The sequence below is a fragment of the Halobacillus sp. A1-3 genome, assembly GCF_050971765.1.
Classification (GTDB): domain Bacteria; phylum Bacillota; class Bacilli; order Bacillales; family Halobacillaceae; genus Halobacillus; species Halobacillus mangrovi_B.
In genome coordinates, this window is the sequence record NZ_JBPCEO010000004.1 from 150,039 (window position 1) to 175,179 (window position 25,141).

24 protein-coding genes are annotated in these 25,141 nt (G+C 40.5%); 22 read left to right on the plus strand and 2 right to left on the minus strand.

Going from position 1 to position 25,141, the window contains the following annotated elements:
- Positions 1–2 precede the first annotated feature (2 nt).
- The 18 genes from yfmH to mutL all read left to right on the plus strand — a co-directional run bounded on the left by yfmH (position 3) and on the right by mutL (position 20,527).
- Complete coding sequence (gene yfmH, locus ACRYKC_RS08575) at positions 3–1,292, plus strand: EF-P 5-aminopentanol modification-associated protein YfmH (RefSeq protein WP_433806322.1); 1,290 nt, start codon at positions 3–5, stop codon at positions 1,290–1,292.
- On the plus strand, positions 1,289–2,005 hold the full coding sequence (ymfI, locus tag ACRYKC_RS08580) for an elongation factor P 5-aminopentanone reductase (RefSeq protein WP_433806323.1): 717 nt from the start codon (positions 1,289–1,291) through the stop codon (positions 2,003–2,005). The genes yfmH and ymfI overlap by 4 nt, the downstream gene beginning before the upstream one ends.
- A gap of 71 nt (positions 2,006–2,076) precedes the next feature.
- Positions 2,077–2,337, plus strand: a complete 261-nt coding sequence (locus ACRYKC_RS08585; RefSeq protein ID WP_433806324.1) for a DUF3243 domain-containing protein — start codon at positions 2,077–2,079, stop codon at positions 2,335–2,337.
- Between the two features lie 192 nt (positions 2,338–2,529).
- Complete coding sequence (locus ACRYKC_RS08590; protein ID WP_433806325.1) at positions 2,530–3,321, plus strand: DUF3388 domain-containing protein; 792 nt, start codon at positions 2,530–2,532, stop codon at positions 3,319–3,321.
- A gap of 8 nt (positions 3,322–3,329) precedes the next feature.
- Complete coding sequence (locus ACRYKC_RS08595; RefSeq protein ID WP_433806326.1) at positions 3,330–4,259, plus strand: helix-turn-helix domain-containing protein; 930 nt, start codon at positions 3,330–3,332, stop codon at positions 4,257–4,259.
- A gap of 101 nt (positions 4,260–4,360) precedes the next feature.
- Positions 4,361–4,939, plus strand: coding sequence for a CDP-diacylglycerol--glycerol-3-phosphate 3-phosphatidyltransferase (gene pgsA / locus ACRYKC_RS08600; RefSeq protein WP_433806327.1), 579 nt, complete (start codon positions 4,361–4,363; stop codon positions 4,937–4,939).
- Positions 4,936–6,183 carry a competence/damage-inducible protein A gene (locus tag ACRYKC_RS08605; RefSeq protein ID WP_433806328.1) on the plus strand — a complete coding sequence of 416 codons (1,248 nt, stop codon included), beginning with the start codon at positions 4,936–4,938 and terminating at the stop codon, positions 6,181–6,183. The genes pgsA and ACRYKC_RS08605 overlap by 4 nt, the downstream gene beginning before the upstream one ends.
- A gap of 155 nt (positions 6,184–6,338) precedes the next feature.
- Complete coding sequence (recA, locus tag ACRYKC_RS08610; RefSeq protein WP_433806329.1) at positions 6,339–7,379, plus strand: recombinase RecA; 1,041 nt, start codon at positions 6,339–6,341, stop codon at positions 7,377–7,379.
- A 296-nt stretch (positions 7,380–7,675) separates the two neighbouring features.
- Positions 7,676–9,238, plus strand: a complete 1,563-nt coding sequence (gene rny, locus ACRYKC_RS08615) for a ribonuclease Y (RefSeq protein WP_433806330.1) — start codon at positions 7,676–7,678, stop codon at positions 9,236–9,238.
- A 94-nt stretch (positions 9,239–9,332) separates the two neighbouring features.
- On the plus strand, positions 9,333–10,130 hold the full coding sequence (locus tag ACRYKC_RS08620) for a TIGR00282 family metallophosphoesterase (RefSeq protein WP_433806331.1): 798 nt from the start codon (positions 9,333–9,335) through the stop codon (positions 10,128–10,130).
- Between the two features lie 110 nt (positions 10,131–10,240).
- Positions 10,241–10,501, plus strand: a complete 261-nt coding sequence (locus ACRYKC_RS08625) for a stage V sporulation protein S (protein ID WP_008640081.1) — start codon at positions 10,241–10,243, stop codon at positions 10,499–10,501.
- Between the two features lie 250 nt (positions 10,502–10,751).
- Entirely contained in the window at positions 10,752–11,792 is a 1,041-nt protein-coding gene (tdh, locus tag ACRYKC_RS08630; RefSeq protein ID WP_433806332.1) for an L-threonine 3-dehydrogenase, read from the plus strand.
- Between the two features lie 21 nt (positions 11,793–11,813).
- Entirely contained in the window at positions 11,814–12,989 is a 1,176-nt protein-coding gene (locus tag ACRYKC_RS08635) for a glycine C-acetyltransferase (RefSeq protein WP_433806333.1), read from the plus strand.
- A gap of 153 nt (positions 12,990–13,142) precedes the next feature.
- Positions 13,143–14,714, plus strand: a complete 1,572-nt coding sequence (miaB, locus tag ACRYKC_RS08640; RefSeq protein ID WP_433806334.1) for a tRNA (N6-isopentenyl adenosine(37)-C2)-methylthiotransferase MiaB — start codon at positions 13,143–13,145, stop codon at positions 14,712–14,714.
- A gap of 1 nt (position 14,715) precedes the next feature.
- Complete coding sequence (locus tag ACRYKC_RS08645; protein WP_433806335.1) at positions 14,716–15,138, plus strand: YlbF/YmcA family competence regulator; 423 nt, start codon at positions 14,716–14,718, stop codon at positions 15,136–15,138.
- Between the two features lie 205 nt (positions 15,139–15,343).
- Complete coding sequence (locus ACRYKC_RS08650) at positions 15,344–15,919, plus strand: outer spore coat protein CotE (RefSeq protein ID WP_433806336.1); 576 nt, start codon at positions 15,344–15,346, stop codon at positions 15,917–15,919.
- 153 nt (positions 15,920–16,072) lie between these two features.
- Entirely contained in the window at positions 16,073–18,652 is a 2,580-nt protein-coding gene (gene mutS / locus ACRYKC_RS08655) for a DNA mismatch repair protein MutS (protein ID WP_433806337.1), read from the plus strand.
- Between the two features lie 21 nt (positions 18,653–18,673).
- Entirely contained in the window at positions 18,674–20,527 is a 1,854-nt protein-coding gene (gene mutL / locus ACRYKC_RS08660; RefSeq protein WP_433806338.1) for a DNA mismatch repair endonuclease MutL, read from the plus strand.
- 55 nt (positions 20,528–20,582) lie between these two features.
- Here mutL and ACRYKC_RS08665 read toward each other — a convergent pair whose 3' ends face one another.
- Positions 20,583–20,795, minus strand: coding sequence for a hypothetical protein (locus ACRYKC_RS08665; RefSeq protein WP_433806339.1), 213 nt, complete (start codon positions 20,793–20,795; stop codon positions 20,583–20,585).
- A gap of 182 nt (positions 20,796–20,977) precedes the next feature.
- Positions 20,978–21,337, minus strand: coding sequence for a helix-turn-helix domain-containing protein (locus ACRYKC_RS08670; RefSeq protein WP_433806340.1), 360 nt, complete (start codon positions 21,335–21,337; stop codon positions 20,978–20,980).
- A gap of 188 nt (positions 21,338–21,525) precedes the next feature.
- Between ACRYKC_RS08670 and miaA the strand changes: the two genes are divergently transcribed.
- From miaA to hflX, 4 genes are all read left to right on the plus strand, one after another.
- Positions 21,526–22,458, plus strand: coding sequence for a tRNA (adenosine(37)-N6)-dimethylallyltransferase MiaA (miaA, locus tag ACRYKC_RS08675; RefSeq protein ID WP_433806341.1), 933 nt, complete (start codon positions 21,526–21,528; stop codon positions 22,456–22,458).
- A 45-nt stretch (positions 22,459–22,503) separates the two neighbouring features.
- Complete coding sequence (gene hfq / locus ACRYKC_RS08680) at positions 22,504–22,728, plus strand: RNA chaperone Hfq (protein ID WP_085029892.1); 225 nt, start codon at positions 22,504–22,506, stop codon at positions 22,726–22,728.
- A gap of 152 nt (positions 22,729–22,880) precedes the next feature.
- Entirely contained in the window at positions 22,881–23,822 is a 942-nt protein-coding gene (locus ACRYKC_RS08685; protein WP_433806589.1) for an AAA family ATPase, read from the plus strand.
- A 76-nt stretch (positions 23,823–23,898) separates the two neighbouring features.
- Positions 23,899–25,134 (plus strand): GTPase HflX, encoded by a 1,236-nt coding sequence (gene hflX / locus ACRYKC_RS08690; protein ID WP_433806342.1) that lies wholly within the window; start codon positions 23,899–23,901, stop codon positions 25,132–25,134.
- Positions 25,135–25,141 lie beyond the last annotated feature (7 nt).

Below are 25,141 nucleotides of genomic sequence, written 5' to 3' on the forward strand. Positions count from 1 at the left end.
GAGTGGAAGAATTAGTTTATCAACAATTAAACGAGAAAGTATATCAGGAAACGATGGATAATGGATTGAAAGTTTTCTTATTATCAAAGCCTGAAATGGCAAAGACATTCGGAATCTTCACAACCAACTATGGCTCGATCGATCAGACTTTTACACCTATTGGTAAAGATGAAAAAGTGTCGGTGCCTGAAGGTATTGCTCACTTTCTTGAGCATAAGCTGTTTGAAAAAGAAGATAGAGATGTGTTTCAGGACTTTACAAAGCTTGGGGCATCAGCAAATGCTTTTACTTCATTTACAAAAACCGCTTATTTGTTTTCTGCGACGAGTCAAATAGATAAAAATGTAGAAACACTGCTTAACTTTGTTCAAAATCCATACTTTAGTGAAGAATCCGTTGAAAAAGAAAAAGGAATTATTGCTCAAGAAATCCGCATGTATGATGATCAGCCGGATTGGCGTTCTTTCTTTGGAACGATTCAAAGTTTGTATCATAACCATCCTGTAAAAGTCGATATTGCTGGCACTGTTGATTCGATTCAGAAGATCACGAAGGATGATTTATACACTTGCTACGAGACATTTTACCATCCGTCTAATATGGTATTATTCGTTGCAGGTAATTTTGAGCCTGAAGCGATGATGAATCTAATTCGAGAAAACCAGGCAGGAAAAGAGTTCCCTGAAGCACCTGAGATCAATCGGTCATATCCTGATGAACCAACTGATGTTTCAAAAAAAGAAAATTCTATAACGATGCCCGTCACTACGGCCAAGGCAATGGTAGGGGTAAAAGAAAATGTTGGTGAACTTTCAGGTGAAGAATTGCTGCGTGCAGAGCTGTTATCAGGAATGATTCTTGATTATTACTTCTCTAGAAGCGGTAAGTTTTATGAAGAACTATACAAAGAAGACTTAATTGATGACAGCTTCCAATTTGAAACTGAACTTGATCGGCAATTTGGTTTTACAATCATTGGAGGAGACTCTAGAAAGCCTGACGAAATGGCAAAACGTGTGAAAGAAATGCTGCATGAATTGAAAGCTGAAAGTATCTCAGAAGAAGATTTTACTCGCATGAAACGGAAAAAAATTGGTCAATTCATGCGCGCTTTAAATTCACTCGAGTTTATAGCCAACCAATTTACTCATTATCATACATTAGGTGTCGATCTGTTTGATGTTCTTCCTGTCATCGAATCATTAAGTACGAAAGACGCTGATGAGTATTTGCAGCATTGGATTAAAGAAGAAGCTATTTCGGTCTTTCAGGTGAAACCACAGGCCTCATGAGTAAACGTTGTTTAGTCATTGGAGCAAGTGGGGAAATTGGAGCGGCCATTGTGAAAAGGCTAGTGGAAGCTGGTTATCGTGTTGGCGTACAATATCATTCCAATCATCTTGCTATTGAAAATCTTAAAAATCAAGTTCCAACTGAACAGTGGGAAGGGGCCTATCAAGCTGATCTTGGCTCTTCAGAAGGAATTCGTGAGTTCTTATCTTTTCTTCCAAATTCTTGGGATGCTGTCGTTTTTTCAGGAGGTCACCTGTGGAAAGGGTTGTTTCAGGATATGACTGAGGAAGACATGGATGCTTTGTATCATGTGCATACGAAAGCGCCTTGGATGATTACTCGTCATCTACTTCCATCCATGATTAAAATGAAACGAGGAACTATTGTAGTGGTTTCTTCCATTTTCGGTGAAGAAGGTGCGAGCATGGAAGTTGCCTATAGCTCTGTAAAGGCTTCTCAGCTAGGATTTGTTAAAGGATTAGCAAAAGAAGTTGCTCCTAGTGGAATCCGTGTCAATGCAATCACCCCAGGATTAATTAATACAAAAATGAACCTTAAGCTGGATAAAGAGGATTTATGCGCACTTGAAGAAGAGATACCGCTTGGGCGTTCGGGTACAACCACGGAGGTCGCAGATGCTGTCTACTTTTTATTAAGTGAGCAATCCAGCTATATTACAGGCCACTCATTAAAAGTTAATGGCGGCTGGTGATAAATTTGTTGTATAGAAATGACAACCTCCTCAAATACTAAGCATGAATAAAATTCAGAGGAGGAAACAGAATGTCAGTTCTTGACAATTTTGATTCTTGGAAATCTTTTCTAGGTGATCGTTTGCATCAGGCACAAGGACAAGGAATGGATCAAAGCGCAGTTTCAGACCTTGCTTACGAAATTGGAAATTACTTAGCAACTTCTGTCGATGCGAAAAATGATCAGGAAGCTGTTCTTCGCGATCTTTGGAACGTTGCTGATGAGAAAGAGCAGCACGCCATTGCAAACATGATGGTGAAACTTGTAAAAAACGAAGGTAACCAGCCTTAATCGACAAACTCCGCACGGTTTCATCTGTGCGGAGTTTTCGTTTATGATTACATTTTTCTTACTTTTTTGACTCGATATTGATTTCCAACCTTTCCTATTCCACAAAAATCATTTATGATAGATGAAGAGTTACTTTTCGAAGTGTCGAAGTATGTAGATATGAAGCATCATTTTTTCCAGAGGAGTTGTGTTATGGAAAAAAAAGAGTGGTACTTAGAATATGAAATTCAATATAACCGCCCTGGTTTATTAGGGGACATTTCTTCGTTATTAGGTATGATGTCCATAAATATCGTGACCATCAACGGTGTAGAAAACTCACATCGCGGCATGCTCTTGCTATGTAACGATGAAGAGCAGATTACCCGTTTGAAATCCATTTTAAATACAATGGACACAATTAAAGTGACGAAATTGCGCAAGCCAAAATTAAGGGATCGTTTAGCTGTAAGACACGGCCGTTATATACATAGTGATGTTGATGATCGGAAAACGTTCCGTTTCAACAGAGAAGATTTAGGTCTCTTAGTCGATTTTATGGCGGAGCTTTTTATGAAAGAAGGCCACAAATTAGTTGGGATTCGAGGAATGCCACGTGTAGGAAAAACAGAGTCTGTTGTAGCGGCAAGTGTGTGTGCCAATAAACGTTGGTTATTTGTATCCAGTACGTTACTGAAGCAGACGGTACGTAATCAGCTTATCGAAGATGAATATAGCGAAGACAATTTATATATCATTGATGGAATTGTTTCAGCAAGACGTGCAACTGAGAAACATTGGCAGCTTGTAAGGGAAATCATGAGGCTTCCTGCTACAAAAGTGATAGAGCATCCAGATATTTTTGTTCAAGAAACTGAATATAAAATGGATGATTTTGATTACATCATCGAGCTTCGCAATAACGAAGATGAGGAAATAACATATGAGACTGTGGAAAAACCAGACATGTCCATGAATGATGGTTTTTCCATGTTTGATTTTTAATACGATGGATGGTGTTATACATGGAGATGGATATTGGCTCTAGAATGAAAGAAGCACGTGAGTCTAAGGGACTTTCTTTAGAAGAAGTTCAGGAAAATACCAAGATACAAAAGCGTTATCTACAAGCCATTGAGAACAACGAGTTTAAAATTCTTCCTGGTAAATTTTATACGAGAGCTTTTATAAGAGAATATGCCGCCGCCGTCGGCCTGGATCCTGAACAAGTGATGGAGGAGCATAAAGGAGAACTCCCTACTTATGAAGATGAAGAGGCGATCCAATACAGCCGTGTGCAAAAAACAAGAAAAGAACCGACTGCAACAGTATCCGGCGGCTCCAGGGTATTTCCTGGCGTGCTTACGGTACTTGTAATCGTTGGTACTTTATTTATGGTATGGTTTTTCCTTTTGAACAATGATTCATCTGAAAATGGTAAAGCCCAGGACACTTCAGAATCTAGTGATGAAGTTTTTGTGCCTTCAGATTCCGAAGATGCTTCTTCAGATAATGGAAAGCAGGAAGAAGATACAGCTTCTGAGGGAACAACTGATGAAGATCAAACTGCTGAAAAAGAGCAAGAAAATAACCAGGCTGAAGAAAAGCCAGAAGTTGAAATGAATCTTGTAGAGGAAGGATCAGGAGGTTTTCCTGAACATGTATATGAAGTTTCAGGTGTGAAAGAAGGTACTCTTACCATTGAATTAACAGGAACAAGTTACCTTGAAGTTCATGCGCCAAAAAATGGCGAAAATCTGATTCAACCGATAGAATATACAGTAGACAAATCGCCAATCACAGTACAACTGAGTGGTAAAGAACAGCTCTACATTAAGACCGGTAATGCCCCTGGTACAACGGTTAAAGTTAATGATCAAGAAGTGGAATTTCCAGATAAGGAACTTTCTACGCAAAAACTCTTGCTCAACTTCAAGGAATAAGATTATGATAAGGCTGTCCGGGCATGGGATGACAGAAGAACTGTTTTCTTCTATGTCTCTTTGGACAGCCTTTACGTATTTGATTTCAGGAGTGTGAAATTATGAATTTGCCAAACAAAATTACGATATCTAGAATTCTTCTCATCCCGATTTTTATTATTTTGATGAGTGTCCCGTTCAACTGGGGAACATTCCAAATGGGAGAAGCTGAACTGCCTGTTTCCCACCTTGCTGGAGCAATTCTGTTCATTATTGCTTCTACAACGGACTGGATTGATGGGTACATTGCAAGAAAATATAACCTTGTAACAAATTTGGGTAAGTTTCTCGATCCTCTAGCTGATAAGCTGCTTGTCAGCGCAGCTTTAATTCTGCTTGTAGAAATAGGGCTCGCCCCTGCATGGATCGTTATCGCGATTATCAGCCGCGAATTTGCTGTAACTGGGCTTCGACTTGTAGCAGCTGGGGAAGGTTCAGTACTCGCTGCAAGCCAAATGGGTAAATTAAAAACTTGGATTCAGATTATCGCTATATCTTTATTGCTGCTCCACAACTGGCCGTTTGCTTTTGTAGGGTTCCCACTAGGAACGATTGCTTTGTATTTGGCACTTATCATTACCGTCTATTCTGGATATGAATATTTCCAGAAAAATTGGCACGTTATGAGAGATTCGAAATGAATGCAGAAATCGTAGCAGTAGGAACAGAGCTATTACTCGGTCAAATTCCTAATACTAACGCCCAATGGATCTCACAAAAGCTAGCCTCCATTGGGATTCCTGTTTATCGCCACAGTGTAGTAGGAGATAACTTAGAACGTGTTAAAGATACTTTCCAACTTGCCCAAAGTCGATCTGATGTCATAGTAGTTACAGGTGGGCTTGGACCAACGGAAGATGATTTGACAAGAGATGCAGCAAAAGACGTTTTAAAACACGACCTTACGGAAGATACAGCTTCGATGGAAAGAATCCAAAAGTATTACGAAAAAAACAATAAATCTATGACAGAAAATAATAAAAAGCAGGCGCTTGTCTTATCAGGTGCGAGTGTACTTCAAAATGATGAAGGGATGGCTCCCGGCCAGATCGTTGAGGAAGCTGGTAAGGTGTGGGTGTTTTTACCTGGTGTGCCCTCAGAGATGAAAATGTTGATGCAGGAGCGGGTTCTCCCTTATTTTCGTAATGGTTTCGACCTTAAATCGGAAATCGTCTCAGAAATGATGCGATTTATCGGTATTGGGGAATCGGCACTTGAAGATGAATTGTCTGACCTGATTTACGAGCAGAAAAATCCTACACTTGCGCCCCTCGCTAGTGAAGGGGAAGTATCACTGCGGATAACAGCTACTGGGGAATCTGATCAGGACGCCCGTCAAAAAATTGCGTCTATAAAAGCGGCTGTGCTTCAAAGAGTGGGAAGTTATTATTATGGAAGTGATGAAGTAACGATAGAAACAAAGGTGCGAGACCTCCTCAAAGAGCAAGGACTTACAGTCGGTGCTGCAGAGAGTCTGACAGGAGGAAGGTTCATTGAAAAAATGATCTCTCTTCCAGGGGCTTCCTCTGTCTGTCAAGGAAGCCTGGTTGCTTATACTCCCGAGACAAAAGAGCAGGTTCTTCAAGTTCCACATTTTATTATTAAAGAATTTGGAACGATTAGCTATGAGTGTGCGGAGGTGATGGCCCTGAATGTACAGCATTTACTTCAGGCGGATATTACTATCAGTTTTACAGGTGTAGCCGGTCCTGATTCGAGCGAAGGCCATCAGCCGGGAAGTGTTTTCATTGGTCTTCAATATTGTGATGAAAAGCCGGTTGTAGAGCATTACTATTTTGATGGAAGTCGTGATAAAATCCGCAACAGGGCAGTCAAGAAAGGGTATGAACTGCTTTTCCACAAGCTTAAAAAAGCAAAATCATAGTATAAGTCCATGCGGTATTTCAAGTTTCTTATAGGGAAATTTGAAGTATCGCATATTTGTTTTATAAAAAAAGGGAACATTTATTCGCTTTTTTAGTTGGCAAACCGAAAAAAACAAGTTATGATAGGAGTAGAAATTTTGAAAGGCGGTATAGTATGAGTGATCGTAAACAAGCATTAGATATGGCATTACGTCAGATAGAGAAGCAATTCGGCAAAGGTTCCATCATGAAATTGGGAGAAAACGCTGAACAGAAAGTTAATACCGTTCCGAGTGGGTCGCTCGCGCTAGATGTGGCGTTAGGTGTGGGAGGATATCCTCGTGGCAGAATCGTAGAAATTTACGGACCTGAATCTTCCGGTAAAACAACGGTAGCCCTGCACGCCATTGCGGAAGCACAACGTAAAGGTGGTCAAGCAGCATTTATCGACGCTGAACACGCATTGGATCCTGTTTATGCTCGAAACTTAGGGGTAAATATAGATGAACTTTTACTATCTCAACCAGATACTGGTGAACAAGCTCTAGAGATTGCAGAAGCTCTAGTTCGCAGCGGTGCAGTGGATATGGTCGTTATCGATTCCGTAGCTGCACTAGTGCCTAAAGCCGAGATTGAAGGAGAAATGGGAGATGCCCACGTTGGACTTCAAGCACGTTTAATGTCCCAAGCTCTTCGTAAGCTTTCCGGTGCAATCAATAAGTCTAAGACGACTGCGATTTTCATTAACCAAATTCGCGAAAAAGTTGGCGTCATGTTTGGTAATCCAGAAACGACTCCGGGCGGCCGTGCGCTTAAATTCTATTCTTCCGTCCGTCTCGAAGTCCGTCGTGCTGAAACTTTGAAACAAGGAAACGAAATGGTTGGAAATAAAACGAGATTGAAAGTTGTTAAAAACAAAGTGGCTCCTCCATTCAAACAGGCTGAAGTTGATATTATGTATGGAGAAGGAATTTCAAGAGAAGGTGAACTTCTTGATATCGGTACGGATCTTGATCTAATCCAGAAGAGCGGTTCGTGGTATTCCTACAATGATGAACGCCTGGGGCAAGGCCGAGAGAATGCTAAACAGTTCTTGAAAGAAAATACGGAAGTGTATGATGAAGTTAAACGCTTGGTCCGTGAACATTACGGCATGGAGTATGATGAAGACGGAAATGCGTCCAATGCGGAAAGTCAAGAAACCCTCGACGTATAATCCTATAATAAAAAGAGCAGATCCAGATAATGGCTCTGCTCTTTTTGCTATCTTAATAGGTTATCTCTACCATTGAACCTCTTTATTAGGAACAGGAAAAGACTGATAGTTTTAAATATTTCAAAATAGTCGAAGGATAGATTTGACGATTCCTTGACATTACGCATAGTCAAGCATAAAATGAATGTGTATCATTTTCATCTTTATACCCTTATTTTAACTAAAATGAAACTGAAAATGAAACGTTTGTAACTACCGACAAACGGACCAAGTTCATAGCAAGAGGAGGTGAAAATATGGATTTAATATCCTCGCTCATCTTCATTTTGCTTGCCCTTATCGTCGGTTCTGTTGTTGGTTATCTTATTCGGAAATCGATTGCGGAGGCGAAAATTTCCAGCGCTGAAGAGCTTGCCAAACAGATTGTGGAAGAAGGTCGGCGCAATGCTGAATCAGCGAAAAAAGAAGCTCTTCTTGAAGCCAAAGAAGAGAATCAGAAATTTCGTCAAGAAGCGGAGAACGAAATCCGTGAACGCCGCATGGAACTGCAGAAAACTGAAAATCGTTTAACACAGAAAGAAGAGAATCTTGATCGTAAGAGTGGAACGCTTGACCAGCGTGATCTTTCACTCGAAAAGAAAGAAGGAGCTCTTGCCGAGAGACAACAACAAATTGAAGAAATGGAAAGCAAAGTGAAAGCTATGCTTCAAGAACAGCAAACCGAGCTTGAACGCATTTCAGGCTTGACATCAGACCAGGCGAAACAAATCATACTCGAACGAGTGGAGCAGGAAGTATCGCATGAGTCAGCTCTAATGATTAAAGAAGCAGAAAATCGTGCGAAAGAAGAAGCAGATAAGAAAGCGAAAAGCATTCTTTCACTTGCCCTGCAACGATGTGCTGCTGATCATGTTGCAGAAACGACGGTTTCTGTTGTTAACCTTCCAAACGATGAGATGAAAGGCCGAATCATTGGACGTGAGGGCCGTAACATCCGCACGTTGGAAACGTTGACAGGGATTGATTTAATTATCGACGATACGCCGGAAGCTGTCATTCTCTCAGGGTTTGATCCAATTCGCAGAGAAACAGCTCGAATGGCTCTCGAAAAACTTGTCCAGGACGGAAGAATTCACCCAGCTCGAATTGAGGAGATGGTGGATAAATCACGTCGTGAGGTAGATGACTACATTCGCGAAGTTGGCGAACAAACTACTTTCGAAGTGGGAGTTCACGGACTTCACCCGGACCTAGTCAAAATCCTTGGTCGCTTGAAATATCGTACAAGCTACGGCCAGAACGTCTTAAAACACTCTACAGAGGTAGCTTATTTATCGGGTTTATTAGCTGCAGAGTTAGGGGAGGACGAAATGCTCGCACGTCGAGCAGGCTTGCTGCATGATATTGGAAAAGCTATCGACCATGAGGTTGAAGGCAGCCACGTTGAGATTGGTAAAGAACTAGCAACGAAATACAAAGAAAATGACACCGTCATCAATGCGATTGCTTCCCACCACGGTGATGAGGAACCAACTTCTATCATATCCGTATTAGTTGCGGCGGCTGATGCTCTATCAGCGGCACGCCCAGGAGCAAGAAGTGAGACGCTTGAGAATTATATTAAGCGCCTTGAAAAACTTGAAGAAATCTCCGAATCCTATGATGGAGTTGAAAAGTCCTTTGCTATTCAGGCAGGTCGTGAAGTGAGAATTATGGTTCGCCCTGATGAAATTGATGATCTTGAAGCTACTAGATTGGCACGAGATATTCGAAACCGAATCGAGGGAGAACTCGATTATCCAGGTCATATTAAAGTAACAGTGATTCGTGAAACACGTTCTGTGGAGTACGCGAAATAATATGATGAAGCGGCCTTAGGCCGCTTCATTTCTGTTTAAGGAGAAATCCTTTTGCAAATGACTATATAGTAAAAGACATAGAAAGGAATCGATTATGAGAATTTTATTTATTGGAGACGTTGTAGGTTCTCCAGGTAGAGATATGATAGACGAATATGTACCGAAACTTAAGCAAAAGTATCAACCGGCAGTAACGATCGTCAATGGCGAAAATGCTGCTTCAGGGAAAGGGATTACTGAGAAAATTTATCGAAGATTTCTCGAAAAAGGAGCTCAGGCCGTAACCCTAGGGAATCATGCGTGGGATAAAAAAGAAATTTTTGATTTTATAGATGATGCTGATTACCTTGTCCGTCCAGCCAATTTTCCTGAAGGCACGCCAGGAAAGGGAATGACTTTTGTGAAAACTCCTAAGGGAGAGGTCGCTGTTATCAATCTCCAAGGACGCACGTTCTTAGCCCCCAATGATGATCCCTTCAGAAAAGTAGATGAATTGATAGAAGAAGCTAAAAAACGAACCTCTATCATCTTCCTTGATTTTCATGCTGAGACTACGAGTGAAAAGCAGGCTATGGGCTGGTACGTGGATGGACGAGTTAGCGCAAATGTGGGAACGCATACCCATGTTCAAACCGCTGATGAGAGAATTCTACCGGGAGGTACCGCTTATATAACAGATGTAGGTATGACCGGTCCTTATGATGAAATTTTAGGTATGGATCGAGAATCAGTAATTAAGCGCTTCCTTACAAATCTACCAGTACGTTTTGAAGTTCCAAAAAAGGGAAGAGCACAACTAAGCGGATTTTTGGTAGATGTAGATGAGAAGTCGGGGCATGCAAAAAAAGTTCAGCGTATATTAATCAATGATGATCATCCCTTCTTCGAATGATTATTTGAATTTTGTGACAAATTGATTCATAATGGAAAAAGGTAATATTCTACATCTCCAGGAATATAGTAGTTATGGAACAACTATAGTGATTGAAGGAGGAGCTAGTAATGGAAGTATTAAAAGTATCAGCTAAATCCGTACCTAATTCAGTAGCAGGAGCTTTGGCAAACGTAGTAAGAGAACGCGGTACTGCTGAAATTCAAGCGATAGGTGCAGGAGCACTTAATCAAGCAGTCAAAGCGGTTGCGATAGCCAGAGGATTTGTAGCCCCTAGTGGGATGGATTTAATTTGTATTCCTGCCTTTACCGACATTATGATTGATGAGGAGGAACGCACGGCAATTAAGTTGATTGTCGAACCTCGGTAGTTAATTAGTCGCCCTACCTTCATACAAGCAAGCCGTACTCTAAAATAGAGTGCGGTTTTTTTGATGGCTCAAATAAGAAATTTAACGAATGGATTGGGTCTCTCTTAAATCCATACAAAAGTACATATCCATGAGAGTGAAATCAGACAGCCTAATGTCCTTTCACAGTGGACAAGTTAACTTGATATAATCTATATTCATGTTAGTATTGTTTATATAGAGGTTTTATACTAGATTAGGAGTGTTCACTGTGAATGGAACAATGAAAGCAATCGTTAAGCATCATAGAGGAGTTGGAGCAGAATTAAAGGAAGTTGACATTCCTTCTATCAAAGAAGATGAAGTGCTGATTCGAGTTAGGGCTACTTCCATATGTGGAACGGATGTACACATTTATAACTGGGATGAGTGGTCCGCAAGTCGCGTCCAGCCTCCATACGTATTTGGACATGAATTTGCAGGAGAAATTGTAGAAGTTGGCGAAAAAGTTAACAACTTTTCTATAGGGGATTATGTCAGTGCAGAAACTCATTTGGTTTGTGGGCATTGTCCACAGTGTTTAATGGGTAAATTTCATATCTGCGAAAATACTAAGATTATCGGTGTCGACACGCAAGGATGTTTTGCAGAATATGTGGCACTTCCAGCAAGCAACCTTTGGAAAAATCCTGCTAACATGCCGACAGATATCGCTTCTATCCAGGAACCGATGGGGAATGCTGTACATACAGTCCTTAACGGTGATGTAGCTGGAAAATCTGTCGCGATTATTGGGTGCGGTCCGATCGGACTTATGGCAGTTGGTGTTGCTAAAGCAGCTGGAGCTTCTCAAGTGTTAGCATTTGATCTAAACTCATATCGCTTGCAACTGGCTGAAGAAATGGGAGCGACGGCTGCCATTCATTCAGGAGAAGAAGATCCTGTAGAAAAAGCTAGAAGTCTGACAAACGGACATGGAGTAGATGTCGTTTGTGAAATGAGCGGACATCCTGTTGCTATGGATCAAGGCTTTAAAATGATCACAAATGGAGGAAGGGTTTCCATACTCAGCCTACCGACAAAACGAGTGAGCCTTGATGTAACGAACGATATCGTATTTAAAGGCGTAGAAGTGCAGGGAATTACTGGTCGTAAAATGTATGAAACCTGGCAGCAAGTGTCAAGACTCCTACATTCCGGCCAAGTTGACGTTAAACCTATGATTACTCATCATTTGAAGCTGGAGGAGTTTGAAAAAGGCTTTGAATTGATGAATCAAGGAAAATGTGGAAAAGTTGTGTTACACCCATAAAACTGGAGGAGGATTTCTTTTATGAAAGGCTTTGAATATTTACAAGAACAATTAGATGAAATGAAAAACGAAGGAACGTTTAGACAACTGATCCCTTTAGAATCAGCACAGGGATCAAAAGTGAAGATCAAAGGAAAAGAAGTCATCCAGCTATCTTCCAACAACTATTTAGGACTCACTTCTCACCCTAAAATGAAAGAAGCAGCAGATCAAGCGAATAAGGAGTATGGGGTCGGAACAGGATCTGTTCGTACGATCGCGGGTACGCTTAAGATGCATGAAGATTTTGAGGAGAAGCTTGCAAAATTTAAGCATACAGAAGCGGCACTTGTTTTCCAATCTGGCTTCACAACGAACCAGGGTGTCTTATCCTCTATTCTTGGAAAAGAGGACGTGGTCATTTCAGATGAATTGAACCACGCTTCCATAATTGATGGGATTCGCTTAACGAAGGCAGATCGTAAAATCTATAAACATGTTGACATGGAGTCTCTTGAAGAAGCATTAAAAGCAAGTTCAGATTATCGTACACGTCTTGTTGTTACTGACGGTGTCTTCTCTATGGACGGCAACATCGCCCCTCTGCCTGAAATCGTAGAACTTGCCGAGAAGTACAATGCGCTAATCATGGTTGATGATGCCCATGCAAGTGGAGTACTTGGTGATAATGGCCGCGGTACAGTAAATCATTTTAATCTAGATGGGCGTGTGCACATCCAAGTTGGTACGTTAAGTAAGGCGATAGGAGTACTCGGAGGTTACGTGGCTAGTACGAAAACGTTAAGAGATTACTTAATTCACAAAGGGCGTCCGTTCTTGTTTAGTACTTCTCATCCGCCTGCAGTTACAGCTGCTAACGATGCTGCCATTGACGTCCTTTTAAACGAACCAGAGTTGATCGAAAAACTTTGGGATAACACTAAATTCTTCAAGGATGGATTAAGTGCCCTTGGGTTTGATACAGGAATTAGTGAAACCCCTGTAACTCCAGTCATGATTGGAGACGACGCACTTACACACAAATTCTCTGATGAACTTTTCGATGAAGGTGTTTTTGCACAAGGGATTGTCTTTCCAACCGTTCCACGAGGGAAAGGAAGAATTCGAACGATTGTAACAGCCGAACATTCAAAAGAAGAATTGCAAGAAGCCCTTGATGCTTTTGAAAAAGTCGGGAAGAAGTTGAACATACTGTAATGTCTGAAAGCCACTATGATGTTGTTCATCATAGTGGCTTTTTCTATGTGAAACTGGTACGATTTGTGAGAATGCTTTAAGTTATACTTAAAATTTTGTCTAATCATTGATATAATAGTACAGTTAGAAGGCACGGTTTGAAAGGAGATCGAAATGAACGAACAACAGCGAAAGGAAATGTCGCAAATTCGTGAAGAAAAACCTGAAAAAAAGGTGTCTGAACAAGACAATCTGAATCGTATAAAGCAGAAAACTAGTGAAGATTTCATGAAATATTTTGAAACCACTTACCAACCTCCAAATATGAGGGATGCGCAGCGCAGAAAGAGAAAAGAAACCGATGTACTGTATGATTTTGAGATCCCTGAAGATATGGATCAATCTGGAAAAGATAAGAAATACATGATCCGTACTTACGGCTGTCAAATGAATGAGCATGATACTGAAGTTATGGCCGGTATATTTGAAGAGATGGGCTATGAGTCCACTTCAGATACGAAAGAAGCGGATATCATTCTTCTAAATACATGCGCAATACGGGAAAACGCAGAAAATAAAGTCTTCGGCGAAATCGGCCATTTGAAACCATTGAAAATGGAGAATCCGAACTTGATTATTGGTGTGTGCGGTTGTATGTCTCAAGAGGAATCCGTCGTTAATCGCATACTTAAAAAACATCCGTTTATTGACTTAATTTTCGGAACACATAACATTCACAGACTCCCTCAATTAGTAAAGGAAGCCATGTTCGGCAAGGAAATGGTCATTGATGTATGGTCGAAAGAAGGAGACATCATTGAAAATCTGCCGAGGTCTCGTAAAGGAAAAATTAAAGCATGGGTCAATATTATGTATGGTTGCGATAAATTCTGTACGTATTGTATTGTCCCTTATACAAGAGGTAAAGAACGAAGCCGGCTTCCTAAAGACATTATCCAGGAAGTGCGCCACCTAGCTGCTCAAGGGTATAAAGAAATCACACTTCTCGGGCAGAATGTGAATGCGTACGGAAAAGACTTGGACATAGAATACGGTCTAGGGGATTTAATGGACGAGCTTCGAAGTATCGACATTCCTCGAGTTCGTTTCACAACATCGCATCCTCGTGATTTTGATGATCGTCTGATTGAAGTTTTAGCTAAGGGCGGCAATATGCTTGACCATATTCATTTGCCGGTCCAATCCGGAAACTCGGATATTTTGAAAATCATGGGACGTAAGTACACTAGAGAGGAATATTTAGAGCTTGTTCGAAAAATTCGTGAAGCCATGCCTGAAGCGACGTTGACTACTGATATTATTGTAGGGTTCCCGAATGAGACAGAAGAACAGTTCCAAGACACTCTTTCTCTAGTAGAAGCGGTTGGATTTGAAGCGGCTTATACGTTTATCTACAGCCCGCGTGATAATACCCCAGCTGCGAAAATGAAAGATAATGTATCTATGGAAGAAAAGAAAGAGCGGCTGCAGAGATTGAATAAATTAGTCAATGCTCAATCGGCTGAAGCGATGAAACAATATGAAGGTGAAATCGTAAATGTGCTGGTTGAGGGAGAAAGTAAGAATAACCCGGATGTTCTCGCAGGCTATACAAAACGTAACAAACTCGTGAACTTCAGAGCACCAAGAACAACTATTGGAAACATCATTCCCGTCAAAATAACAAAAGCGAAGACCTGGTCCTTAGATGGCGAAATGGTTGAAGCAAGCGTAGAGGTGAAATAAAATGGCACAATATACACGTAAACAAGTCGTTGAGGAAGCTCATAAACTTGCCAAAATGATGGCAGATATCGAAGAGATCGATCGCTTTAAGCAGTTGGAATCTAAGTTGAACGACAATCAGAAGGTTCAGTCTCATATCAAAAAGATCAAAGCTTTACAAAAACAAGCGGTCAACTTCCAGGCTTATGGAAAACAGGAAGCCTTGCAAAAAGTAGAGGGTGAAATCGATCGTCTGCAAAATGAGCTTGATGAAATTCCTGTCGTAGCTGAGTTTAAAGAGTCGCAAGTTGTCATCAATGATATTCTCCAAATGATTTCAAGCACCATTTCCCGTGAAGTGACGAATGAAATTATTCGATCTACCGGAGGAAACTTGCTTAAAGGAGAAACAGGTTCAAAAACACAAAATAGTGGGTGCCACTAAGTTTTTTTGAACAAAAAATAAATATTTTTTGTTGATATAGACACGTCCGTCAAGAGGTTTTCCCTTTTGACGGATTTTTTTCGTACAATTTTTTGGGCTTTTGCATAGAATGAATTAAACACGTCCTTAGGCCTTTATCCTGTTAGTCACCATTCGCCCAACCCCTGCATAGGATGGGTGGTAGAATAAGGAGGAGAGAAACCATATGTCTTTTTTTGAGCGTGATTACAGAGAAATCATCACAAAAGCTGTAATCGGAAAAGGTAAAAAGTTCACGGAATCGACACACACGATCAGTCCCTCACACCGTCCAACAAGTATCCTAGGCTGTTGGGTAATCAATCATATTTACAATGCGAAGAAAAAAGGGGACTATGTAGAAATATCCGGCGGCTATGATACGAACGTCTGGTATTCCTACAATGACAACACTAAAACAGAAGTTGTGACTGAACGCGTAAGCTATTGTGACCATGTTCGATTAGCTGTCAAAGATGAAAACTGTATCCACGATGATGTTGAAGTGATTGCGAAAGTGGTGCAGCAGCCAAATTGCCTTGAGGCTAACATCTCTGGAAATGGTCAAAAAATCACAGTAGAAGTAGAGAGAGAATTTACTGTTGATGTAATTGGTGAGACAAAATTGTGTGTCAAGGTTGACCCACACGGCTGCGATCATGATGATGACTATGAGTATGAGCTATCTTCTGATGATTTTTCTGCGATTGATCCTGATTTTCTTCCGTCATCATCCAGCGATGATCATGATAAAGATGATTAAACCTACATTCCTTGCTGATTCAGCGAGGATTTCTTTTTGACCCCATACCTTTGGGGTCTTTTGCAATTTCCATTTCATTTTATTCAAGGCACCTAAGGATGTGTGCTATAATTGGTAAAGTATGAATAAAGATCGTTTTGGAGGATTTACCTTATGGCAAACTATACACCCATGATGCAGCAGTATTTGAAAATTAAAGCCCAGCAAAAAGATGCTTTTCTTTTCTTTAGGTTAGGCGACTTTTACGAAATGTTCTTTGAAGATGCACTTACTGCTTCGAAAGAATTGGAAATCACTTTAACAAGCAGAGATGGGGGAACGGAAGAAAGAATTCCGATGTGCGGTGTCCCTTATCACTCTGCAGAAAATTACATAAAACAACTGGTTGAAAAAGGCTACAAGGTCGCTATCTGTGAACAAGTGGAAGACCCTAAACAGGCAAAAGGTGTAGTTAAACGTGAAGTTGTTCAAATGATTACTCCTGGGACAGTAATGGAAGGAAGCATGCTCGATGAGAAAGAAAACAATTATATCGCTTCCTTAAGTAAGTTCGAAGATGGCACCTATACAGTAAGCTATAATGACTTGACTACAGGGGAAAATAGCGTGGCTCTTGTCACGGACGGATTTGATGCCGCTATTGGGGAACTCTACAGCCGCCCAGTAAAAGAAGTTGTCGTATCCAGTGACTTTCCGGCAGAGCAACAAGAAATGTTAAAGGAACGTCTTGGTTATACCGTTTCTTATCAGGATGAGACCACTATCGAGGAAGCTTTCGTTGATCTGGTAGCTGACGTTCAACAAGATAAACTTAAAATTGGTTTTGGTCGATTACTTCAATATATTCAACAAACGCAAAAGCGTACCCTTGATCATTTACAACCTGTTAAAGTTATCGAGTTAAAGCAATATATGACTTTGGATATGTATTCAAAGCGAAATCTTGAATTACTTGAAACACTTAGAAAAGGTGGAAAATCTGGCAGTCTATTATCCATCGTCGACCAAACAATTACTTCAATGGGAGCGAGGATGCTAAAGAAATGGATGGAACGTCCTCTGCTATCCAAAAAATCGATTGAAACTCGGCACAGTCAGGTAGAAGGATTTCTTAATCAATTCCTAGAGCGTGAAACCTTAAGAGAGCAGTTAACTTCTGTTTACGATTTGGAACGTCTGGCAGGAAGAGTAGCTTACGGAAATGTAAACGCGAGAGATTTAATTCAATTAAGAAATTCTTTGCGTAAGATTCCTGAAATTTTAGAAACGTTACGTGATTTCACTCACCCATCCCTTGAAGAGCTTTATCATTCGATCGATCCGCTTCAGGAATTGAAAGAATTGCTGGAAGCGAGTATTGCTGATGATCCTCCGATGACGATTAAAGAAGGGGGTCTGATTCGTGACGGATTTCATGATCAATTGGATGAGTATAGAGACGCTTCAAAAAACGGTAAGCAGTGGATTGCAGAATTAGAGCAAAAAGAGAGAAAAACAACGGGGATCAAGTCATTAAAAGTAGGATATAACCGTGTTTTTGGCTACTATATTGAAGTCACCAAAGCTAATTTGCGTCTTTTGCCAGAGGGGATGTACGAACGAAAACAAACCCTTACTAATGCCGAGCGTTTCATAACTCCGGAATTAAAAGAAAAAGAATCGATCATTTTGGAGGCGCAAGAAAAAAGTGTTGATCTTGAATATGAATTGTTCCTCACAGTTCGTGACCAAGTAAAAACTTATGTTCAAAAATTGCAGCATTTAGCTGATCAAATTAGTAGAATCGATGTCCTTCAAGGATTTGCCCAGACGGCTGAAACAAACAGTTATGTACGGCCGACTTATAAAGAAAATACAAGAACTGTAGATATCAAACAAGGAAGACATCCCGTCGTTGAAAAAGTGTTAAAAGGAGACACGTTTGTTCCTAACGACATCTATATGAATGATGAAACGGATGTCCTTTTGATTACAGGACCTAATATGTCCGGTAAAAGTACGTATATGAGGCAACTTGCTCTTACTGCGATTTTAGGACAGATGGGAAGTTTTGTTCCGTGCGAGTCTGCTGACCTGCCAATCTTTGATCAAATATTTACCCGGATTGGAGCTGCAGATGACCTTGTCTCAGGACAAAGTACGTTCATGGTTGAAATGCTTGAAGCTAATCATGCACTTGCGCACGCAACTGAAAACAGTATGATTTTACTTGATGAGATCGGCAGGGGGACGAGTACCTACGATGGAATGGCATTAGCGCAGGCAATCGTCGAGCATATCCATGAACATATAAAAGCTAAGACCTTATTCTCAACGCACTATCACGAGCTTACTTCCCTTGAGAGCGAACTGGATCGTTTGAAAAATGTTCACGTTAGGGCGGAAGAGTACGAAGGCAATGTCGTGTTCCTTCACCAAATTAAAGAAGGACCAGCTGATGAAAGCTATGGCATCCATGTGGCCAAACTCGCGGACCTTCCAAAGCCTCTGATTAAAAGAGCTACCGATCTACTTGTTCAATTAGAAGGTGCTTCTTCACCAGCAGAAGCAGCAGCTAGTGCAGAAGAAGAGCAATTGAGTTTGTTCATTGAGGAGAAAGCTCCGAAGACACGTAATACTGAGCCATCTGACAGTCAACTTGAACAGCACATACAAGATTTAAATTTGTTAGAAATGACTCCAATGGATGCAATGAATGAACTTTATCAACTACAGAAAAAAATGAAGTCATAAAGTAATAAAGGAGGTACAGAGATGGGGCGAATCCAACTAATGCCAGATCATTTGTCCAATAAAATAGCTGCCGGGGAAGTTGTCGAGCGCCCAGCCTCTGTCGTAAAAGAGTTAGTAGAAAACAGCATTGATGCAGGGGCTACTTGGGTCAATGTTGAGCTTTTAGAAGCAGGACTTGAGAGGATTCGGATAACAGATAACGGTGCCGGTATGGATCAGGAAGATTGTGAACGGGCGTTTTACCGGCATGCCACAAGTAAAATAAGCAATGAAAATGATTTGTTTCATGTGCGAACACTTGGCTTCCGTGGCGAGGCTCTTGCCAGTATTGCCGCAGTTAGTCGGCTTACGATTCAAACCTCAACTGGAAATGAGGCAGGAACAAAGCTGGATCTCGAGGGTGGTAAACTCGTTAATGAGGGTAAAAGCGATGCAAGGCAGGGAACAGATATTACGGTTGAAGAACTATTTTTTAATACGCCTGCTCGTTTAAAATATATGAAGACCATCCACACAGAGCTTGGTCATATAACGGATGTCATGAATCGAATGGCACTGGCACATCCAGAAGTGAAGTTCACCTGCATGCATAATGAAAAGCAAATCTTTCAAACAAATGGTCGGGGAGATTTACTTCAAGTCGTAGCAAACATTTATGGAGCCAATGTTGCACGAAAGATGGTTCCAATCGAAGTAGAAACACTCGATTTTAAAGTAAAAGGGTATGTAGCAAAACCCGAAATCTATAGAGCTTCTCGTAATTATATGTCTACCATTGTTAATGGGCGGTTCATTCGGCACATCCCTTTAAACAAAGCCATTTTGCAGGGGTATCACACGTTGCTTCCGATTGGAAAAAGTCCAATTGTTGTGCTGAATATTGAAATGGATCCAATTCTCGTCGATGTCAACGTTCATCCTTCAAAACTGGAAGTTCGATTTAGTAAGGAAAAAGAATTGTTCGAGGTACTTGAAGAAACCATTCGTCAAGCATTTCGGAAAGAAACGTTAATTCCTAATGTTGAGCAGTCCAAGCCTAAGCCGAAAAAGCAAGTAAGTACCCAGGGGACATTCAACTTCGACCACAATCATAAAGAAGAAGCTCACCAAAATCGGGAAGAGTCAATGGATCATCTCATAAAAGAGACGCCGCCTCCTAAGCCAAAGGAGAATTACGCTAATCAACAAGATGAAGTCCTTAAAGAGATGACAACAAAGTTTGAACCACCTTCGGAGAAAACAGAAGAAGAAAAAGAAGAAAAAAATCATCAATATGAAGATGAAGTTGACCGAGTACCGACCATGTATCCAATCGGTCAACTTCATGGGACCTATATATTGGCTCAAAATGAAGAAGGAATGTATATTGTCGATCAGCATGCAGCTCAGGAAAGAATTAAATACGAATTTTTCCGAGACAAGCTGGCAGAAGTAGATCATGAAGTTCAGGAATTGCTCGTGCCTATGACCTTTGACTTCTCAAGACAAGAAGCTCTCCGTATTGAAGAGTACAAAGAGGAACTTGAAGAAGTCGGTCTATTCTTCGAACCATTCGGAGATAACAGTTTTATTGTAAGAAGCCATCCCCAATGGTTTCCAAAGGGATTTGAAGAAGAAGTCATTCATGAAATGATCGAGCAGCTTACAAACAAAGAGCGGATAGATATACTGAAATTAAGAGAAGAAGCTGCAATTCTGATGTCGTGTAAACGTTCAATTAAAGCAAACCATTATTTAAATCAATCAGATATGTTTCAGCTGCTTGAAGATCTCAGAAAATCGACGGATCCCTTTACTTGTCCTCATGGCAGACCGATTATCGTTTTCTTCTCGGAATATGAGATGGAGAAAATGTTTAAGAGAGTAATGTCGTGAAACACCAAAAAAGCTCAACACCTATACCCAAGGTGTTGAGCTTATTTTTGTGGCATTAAGACTTGGTCCATTTTTTAAGCCCTTTCCATTGTTTTTCTAACTTACTTAATGCTTGAGAGTTTTGAAGATGAATTTCCGAGTCACAGTGAGGGCAGTTCACATGATTCGTATCCTCAAAAATTGCTGCAGCTCCTGCTTCTACTTTATTCCCGCAGTTGGGACAATTAAATTCAACTTTTTGTCCCTTCAACCTTTCTTTTGCATCCATAGACATATCGCCTCCCTATACACACATATTCGAGAAAAAGGCTGCCATTTCCTGTTACTCCCAGAAGATTAGACATAATTAAACCGCTCTAAGTTGACATAATCGTATTACAGTCAAACACAGAGCGGTATGTAAATGTTGAATCAAGACAATCTATCCCATCGTTCGGAGTAGGGGAGGGGTCAAGATATATTTTTTTGTTGCAATAAAAAACGGAAATAATTATCGATCTGTTTGATTTCATCCGGCTGAATACCGAACCATGCTTTTTTATCAAAAAATACAGGTTTATCATAACCTTTGGTTTCGAGGAGTTGTTTGATTTCACGCATTTCATCTTCCAGCTCATCACTGAGACCTAGAAGATAATCCGCAGTGGTATGAAGCGCATGAGCAATCTTCGTCAAGTCGACCAAATCTGGAGAAGTATAATTCCGTTCCCAATTTGAGACGACCTGGGCAGACACACCGACTTTTTCAGCTAACATCGTTTGTGTAAAACCTCTATCTTTCCTAAGTGAACGAATTCTTTCATGTACCACTGTGATACGCCTCCTTTTTTATACTATAACATAAACTAACGAATCTCGATAGTGAAACTAACGAATATTTTGAATTTTAATAACGGATTCCGTTAGTGTTGGTAACGAATTCCGTTAGTTAGGTTGCTGAGGTATGATTGTAGAGGGATTCATGTATAATAAGAATCAGTGCAAAGGAGGGAAGATTTATGAAAAAACCAAAAGTCATTTCTGTAGTCGGACCGACTGCGGTAGGTAAGTCAAAACTCGGCGTCCAAATCGCTAAACGCTTTGACGGAGAAGTCATCAGTGGTGATTCTATGCAAATATACAAGTCAATGGATATAGGAACAGCCAAAGTGACAAAAGAAGAAATGGAAGGAATTCCACACCACATGATTGATTTAAAGGCCCCTTCTGAAGATTTTTCAGTTGCAGAATTTCAAAATACGGTACAAGGTTTGATTTATAAAATAGATGGAAATGGTAAACTCCCTGTCATTGTGGGAGGTACAGGGCTCTACATACAAGCAACCCTCTATGACTTCAATTTTTCTGAAACGAAAAAAGATGATGAAGTGATCAAGAGGTTAGAAGAGGAAGCAAGAGAAAGAGGAATGAAGCACATGTATGACCGCTTAACATTAGTCGATCCTGAACAAGCAAACAGAGTTCATCCTAATAACAAACGGCGTGTATTAAGAGCACTCGAAGTCTACGAAACAACAGGTAAGGTGATGAGTGATTATCAGGGAGAGCAGCCGGATGAGTCTCCTTTTCAACCTATTATCATTGGTCTGGAAATGGATCGTGAGAAGCTATATGAACGGATTAACAAAAGGGTCGACAAAATGGTAGATGAAGGGCTGGTAGACGAAGTAAGAAGCCTGTATGACAAGGGGTTGGAAGATCAACAATCCATGAAAGCCATTGGATACAAAGAGTTGATTCCATACTTTAAAGGGGAATATAGCTTGAATGATGCGATTGAACTTTTAAAACGCAATTCCCGACGCTACGCTAAACGACAATACACCTACTTTAGAAACAAAATGGATGTAAACTGGTATGAAGTGACAGAAAATAATTACGAAGAGAAATTTGCAACAATTTTGGACGATCTTGCAGGAATGCTGAAGTAAAACATAGAATGGTAGTATTACAGATAGAAAAGAGGAGGAAGATCCATGGCTCAATCCGTAAATATTCAAGACAACTATTTAAATCAATTAAGAAAAGAACGTATGCAGGTGACTTGTTTTCTACTGAACGGCTTCCAATTACGCGGTGTCGTTAAGGCGTTTGATAACTTTACCGTGCTCCTTGAAACAGAAGGGAAGCAGCAGTTAATTTTCAAACATGCGATTTCAACTTTTGCACCGATGAAAAACGTTTCATTGGATAAGGAATAAAAGTAAGAATTTCACTCTTTAAATTGAATCAATATGGTGAGGACGGAAAAAAACGGGAGCTTCTGACAGCTTCCGTTTTTTTCGTTGTCTGGGCGTTTGTCACAGGTGATATCCCTTTTGCGTATGATGAAGGGAAACGAGGAGGGATCCATGTGCAATCGCAGGCAAAGGCAGTCAAACCTGGTACGATCAATATTGTACTAAACGAATCGAAAGGGAAAGCAACTCCGGTTCAACAAGTCCAATCCAAAGAGAATACGTTGACTCCTTTTCGTAAAATTGATGATTACTTCTCTTCCATCATAGGAATGGAAAATTTAAAGATTCGTATAAAAGAGATTTATGCACAGGTTTTAGTAGCTCAAAAGAGAAAAGATGTTGGATTGAAATCAAATGGGCAGGTTTTACACATGATCTTCAAAGGAAATCCTGGTACGGGTAAAACGACAATTGCCCGTATGGTAGCCCAGCTCTTCAGTGAAATCGATGTGCTAGAGAAAGGTCACTTTATAGAAGCAGATCGAAGTGATTTGGTAGGCGAGTATATCGGGCATACCGCGCAGAAAACGAAAGACCTGATTCATAAATCCTTAGGGGGAGTACTCTTTATAGATGAAGCTTACTCGCTTGCTCGCGGTGGGGAAAAGGATTTTGGAAAAGAAGCCATTGATACGATTGTTAAATGCATGGAGGATCACCATGACGAATTAATTATTATTTTGGCAGGGTACCCTGATGAGATGGATGATTTTCTAAAAATCAATCCAGGCCTTGCTTCTAGATTTCCTATTCAACTATCTTTTTCTAATTATTCTGCAACAGAGTTATCAGGAATAGCTTCTGAGATGCTGAAAGAACGCCAGTATTGCTTGACGAAAGAAGCGGAAAGAAAATTGTTCAATCACCTTGTGCACGTCTGTTCGGAGTCATCATATAACTTTTCTAATGCAAGGTATGTGCGCAATGTAATTGAGGAAGCTATAAGAAAGCATGCCTGGAGGGTTGTATGCAGTCTTGATCAGCGTAAATCAACTTTGATGACGCTTCAGCCAGAAGACTTTGCTGAAATCCAATCACGCTATAACTACCATTAATGGATGCAAATATCTATCCTGCTATTTTTTTGATATGATGGAGAAGAAAAAGAGGAGCAGAAAAGAAGGTGTTACAATGAAGGCAAAAGAACAAGTCATCCTCGTAGCAAGAAAAGATCCACAAGAACAGGAAGAACGGTTTCAATCTTCTCTTGAAGAGCTGCAATCCTTAACGGAAACGGCTAATGGAGAAGTATGTAAAGTCATTACCCAAAATAGAGACCGGGTTCACCCGGCTACATATCTAGGACAAGGGAAGCTTGAAGAAATTAAAGAAGCTGCAGATGAGATTGATGCTGATCTTGTTATATTCAATGATGAGCTTTCCCCTGGTCAGTTAAGGAATATAACGGATCGAATTGAACGACGCGTTATTGACCGCAGTCAGCTTATTTTGGATATCTTTGCTGGGCGTGCCCGTACAAAGGAAGGAAAGCTGCAAGTAGAATTAGCTCAGCTTCAATATTTATTGCCGCGGCTAGCAGGACAAGGGACCGAACTCTCTCGTCTTGGTGGCGGAATCGGAACTCGTGGACCTGGTGAAACGAAACTGGAGACAGACCGCAGGCACATTCAGAGAAGGATAGATGATATTAAAACAAGACTTAATACAGTTGTGAAACAGCGAGAACAGTACCGAAAACGCCGAAAAGAAAACATGGCTTTTCAAATCGCCATTGTTGGTTATACCAACGCAGGAAAATCAACATTCTTTAATCGGGTAACAGAAAGTGAATCCTTTGAAGAGGATTTGTTATTCGCTACGCTTGACCCCTTAACAAGACAAATGAGTCTTCCATCAGGTTTTCAGGCGCTTATATCTGATACAGTAGGGTTCATTCAAGATCTCCCTACAACATTGATTGCTGCGTTTCGTTCAACTCTTGAGGAAGTCTCAGAAGCAGATTTTATCATTCATATGGTAGATGCCTCACACCCTGATCATATCCAACAGGAAAGAACTGTGTTGCGTCTATTAGAAGAATTGGAAGCAGGTCACCTCCCGATCCTTACTGTCTACAACAAGAAGGACTTACTAAATGATGACTTCATACCAAATATCCATCCATCATTAACCGTCAGTGTTCATGATCGAATTGATATAAAACGCATTCTGGATAAAGTGGAAGGGGTATTAAAAGAAGAATGGCACGAATATGACCTATTCTTGCCAGCTTCAGATGGAAAGCTGCTACAGCAGTTTAAGAAATACAGCATGATTACATCTTTGCAATTTTTAGAAGAGAAAGAAGGGTATGCTCTTCATGGATTTATTCATCCAGAGCACCCACTAAAGCATCAGATTTTATAAGATTTCA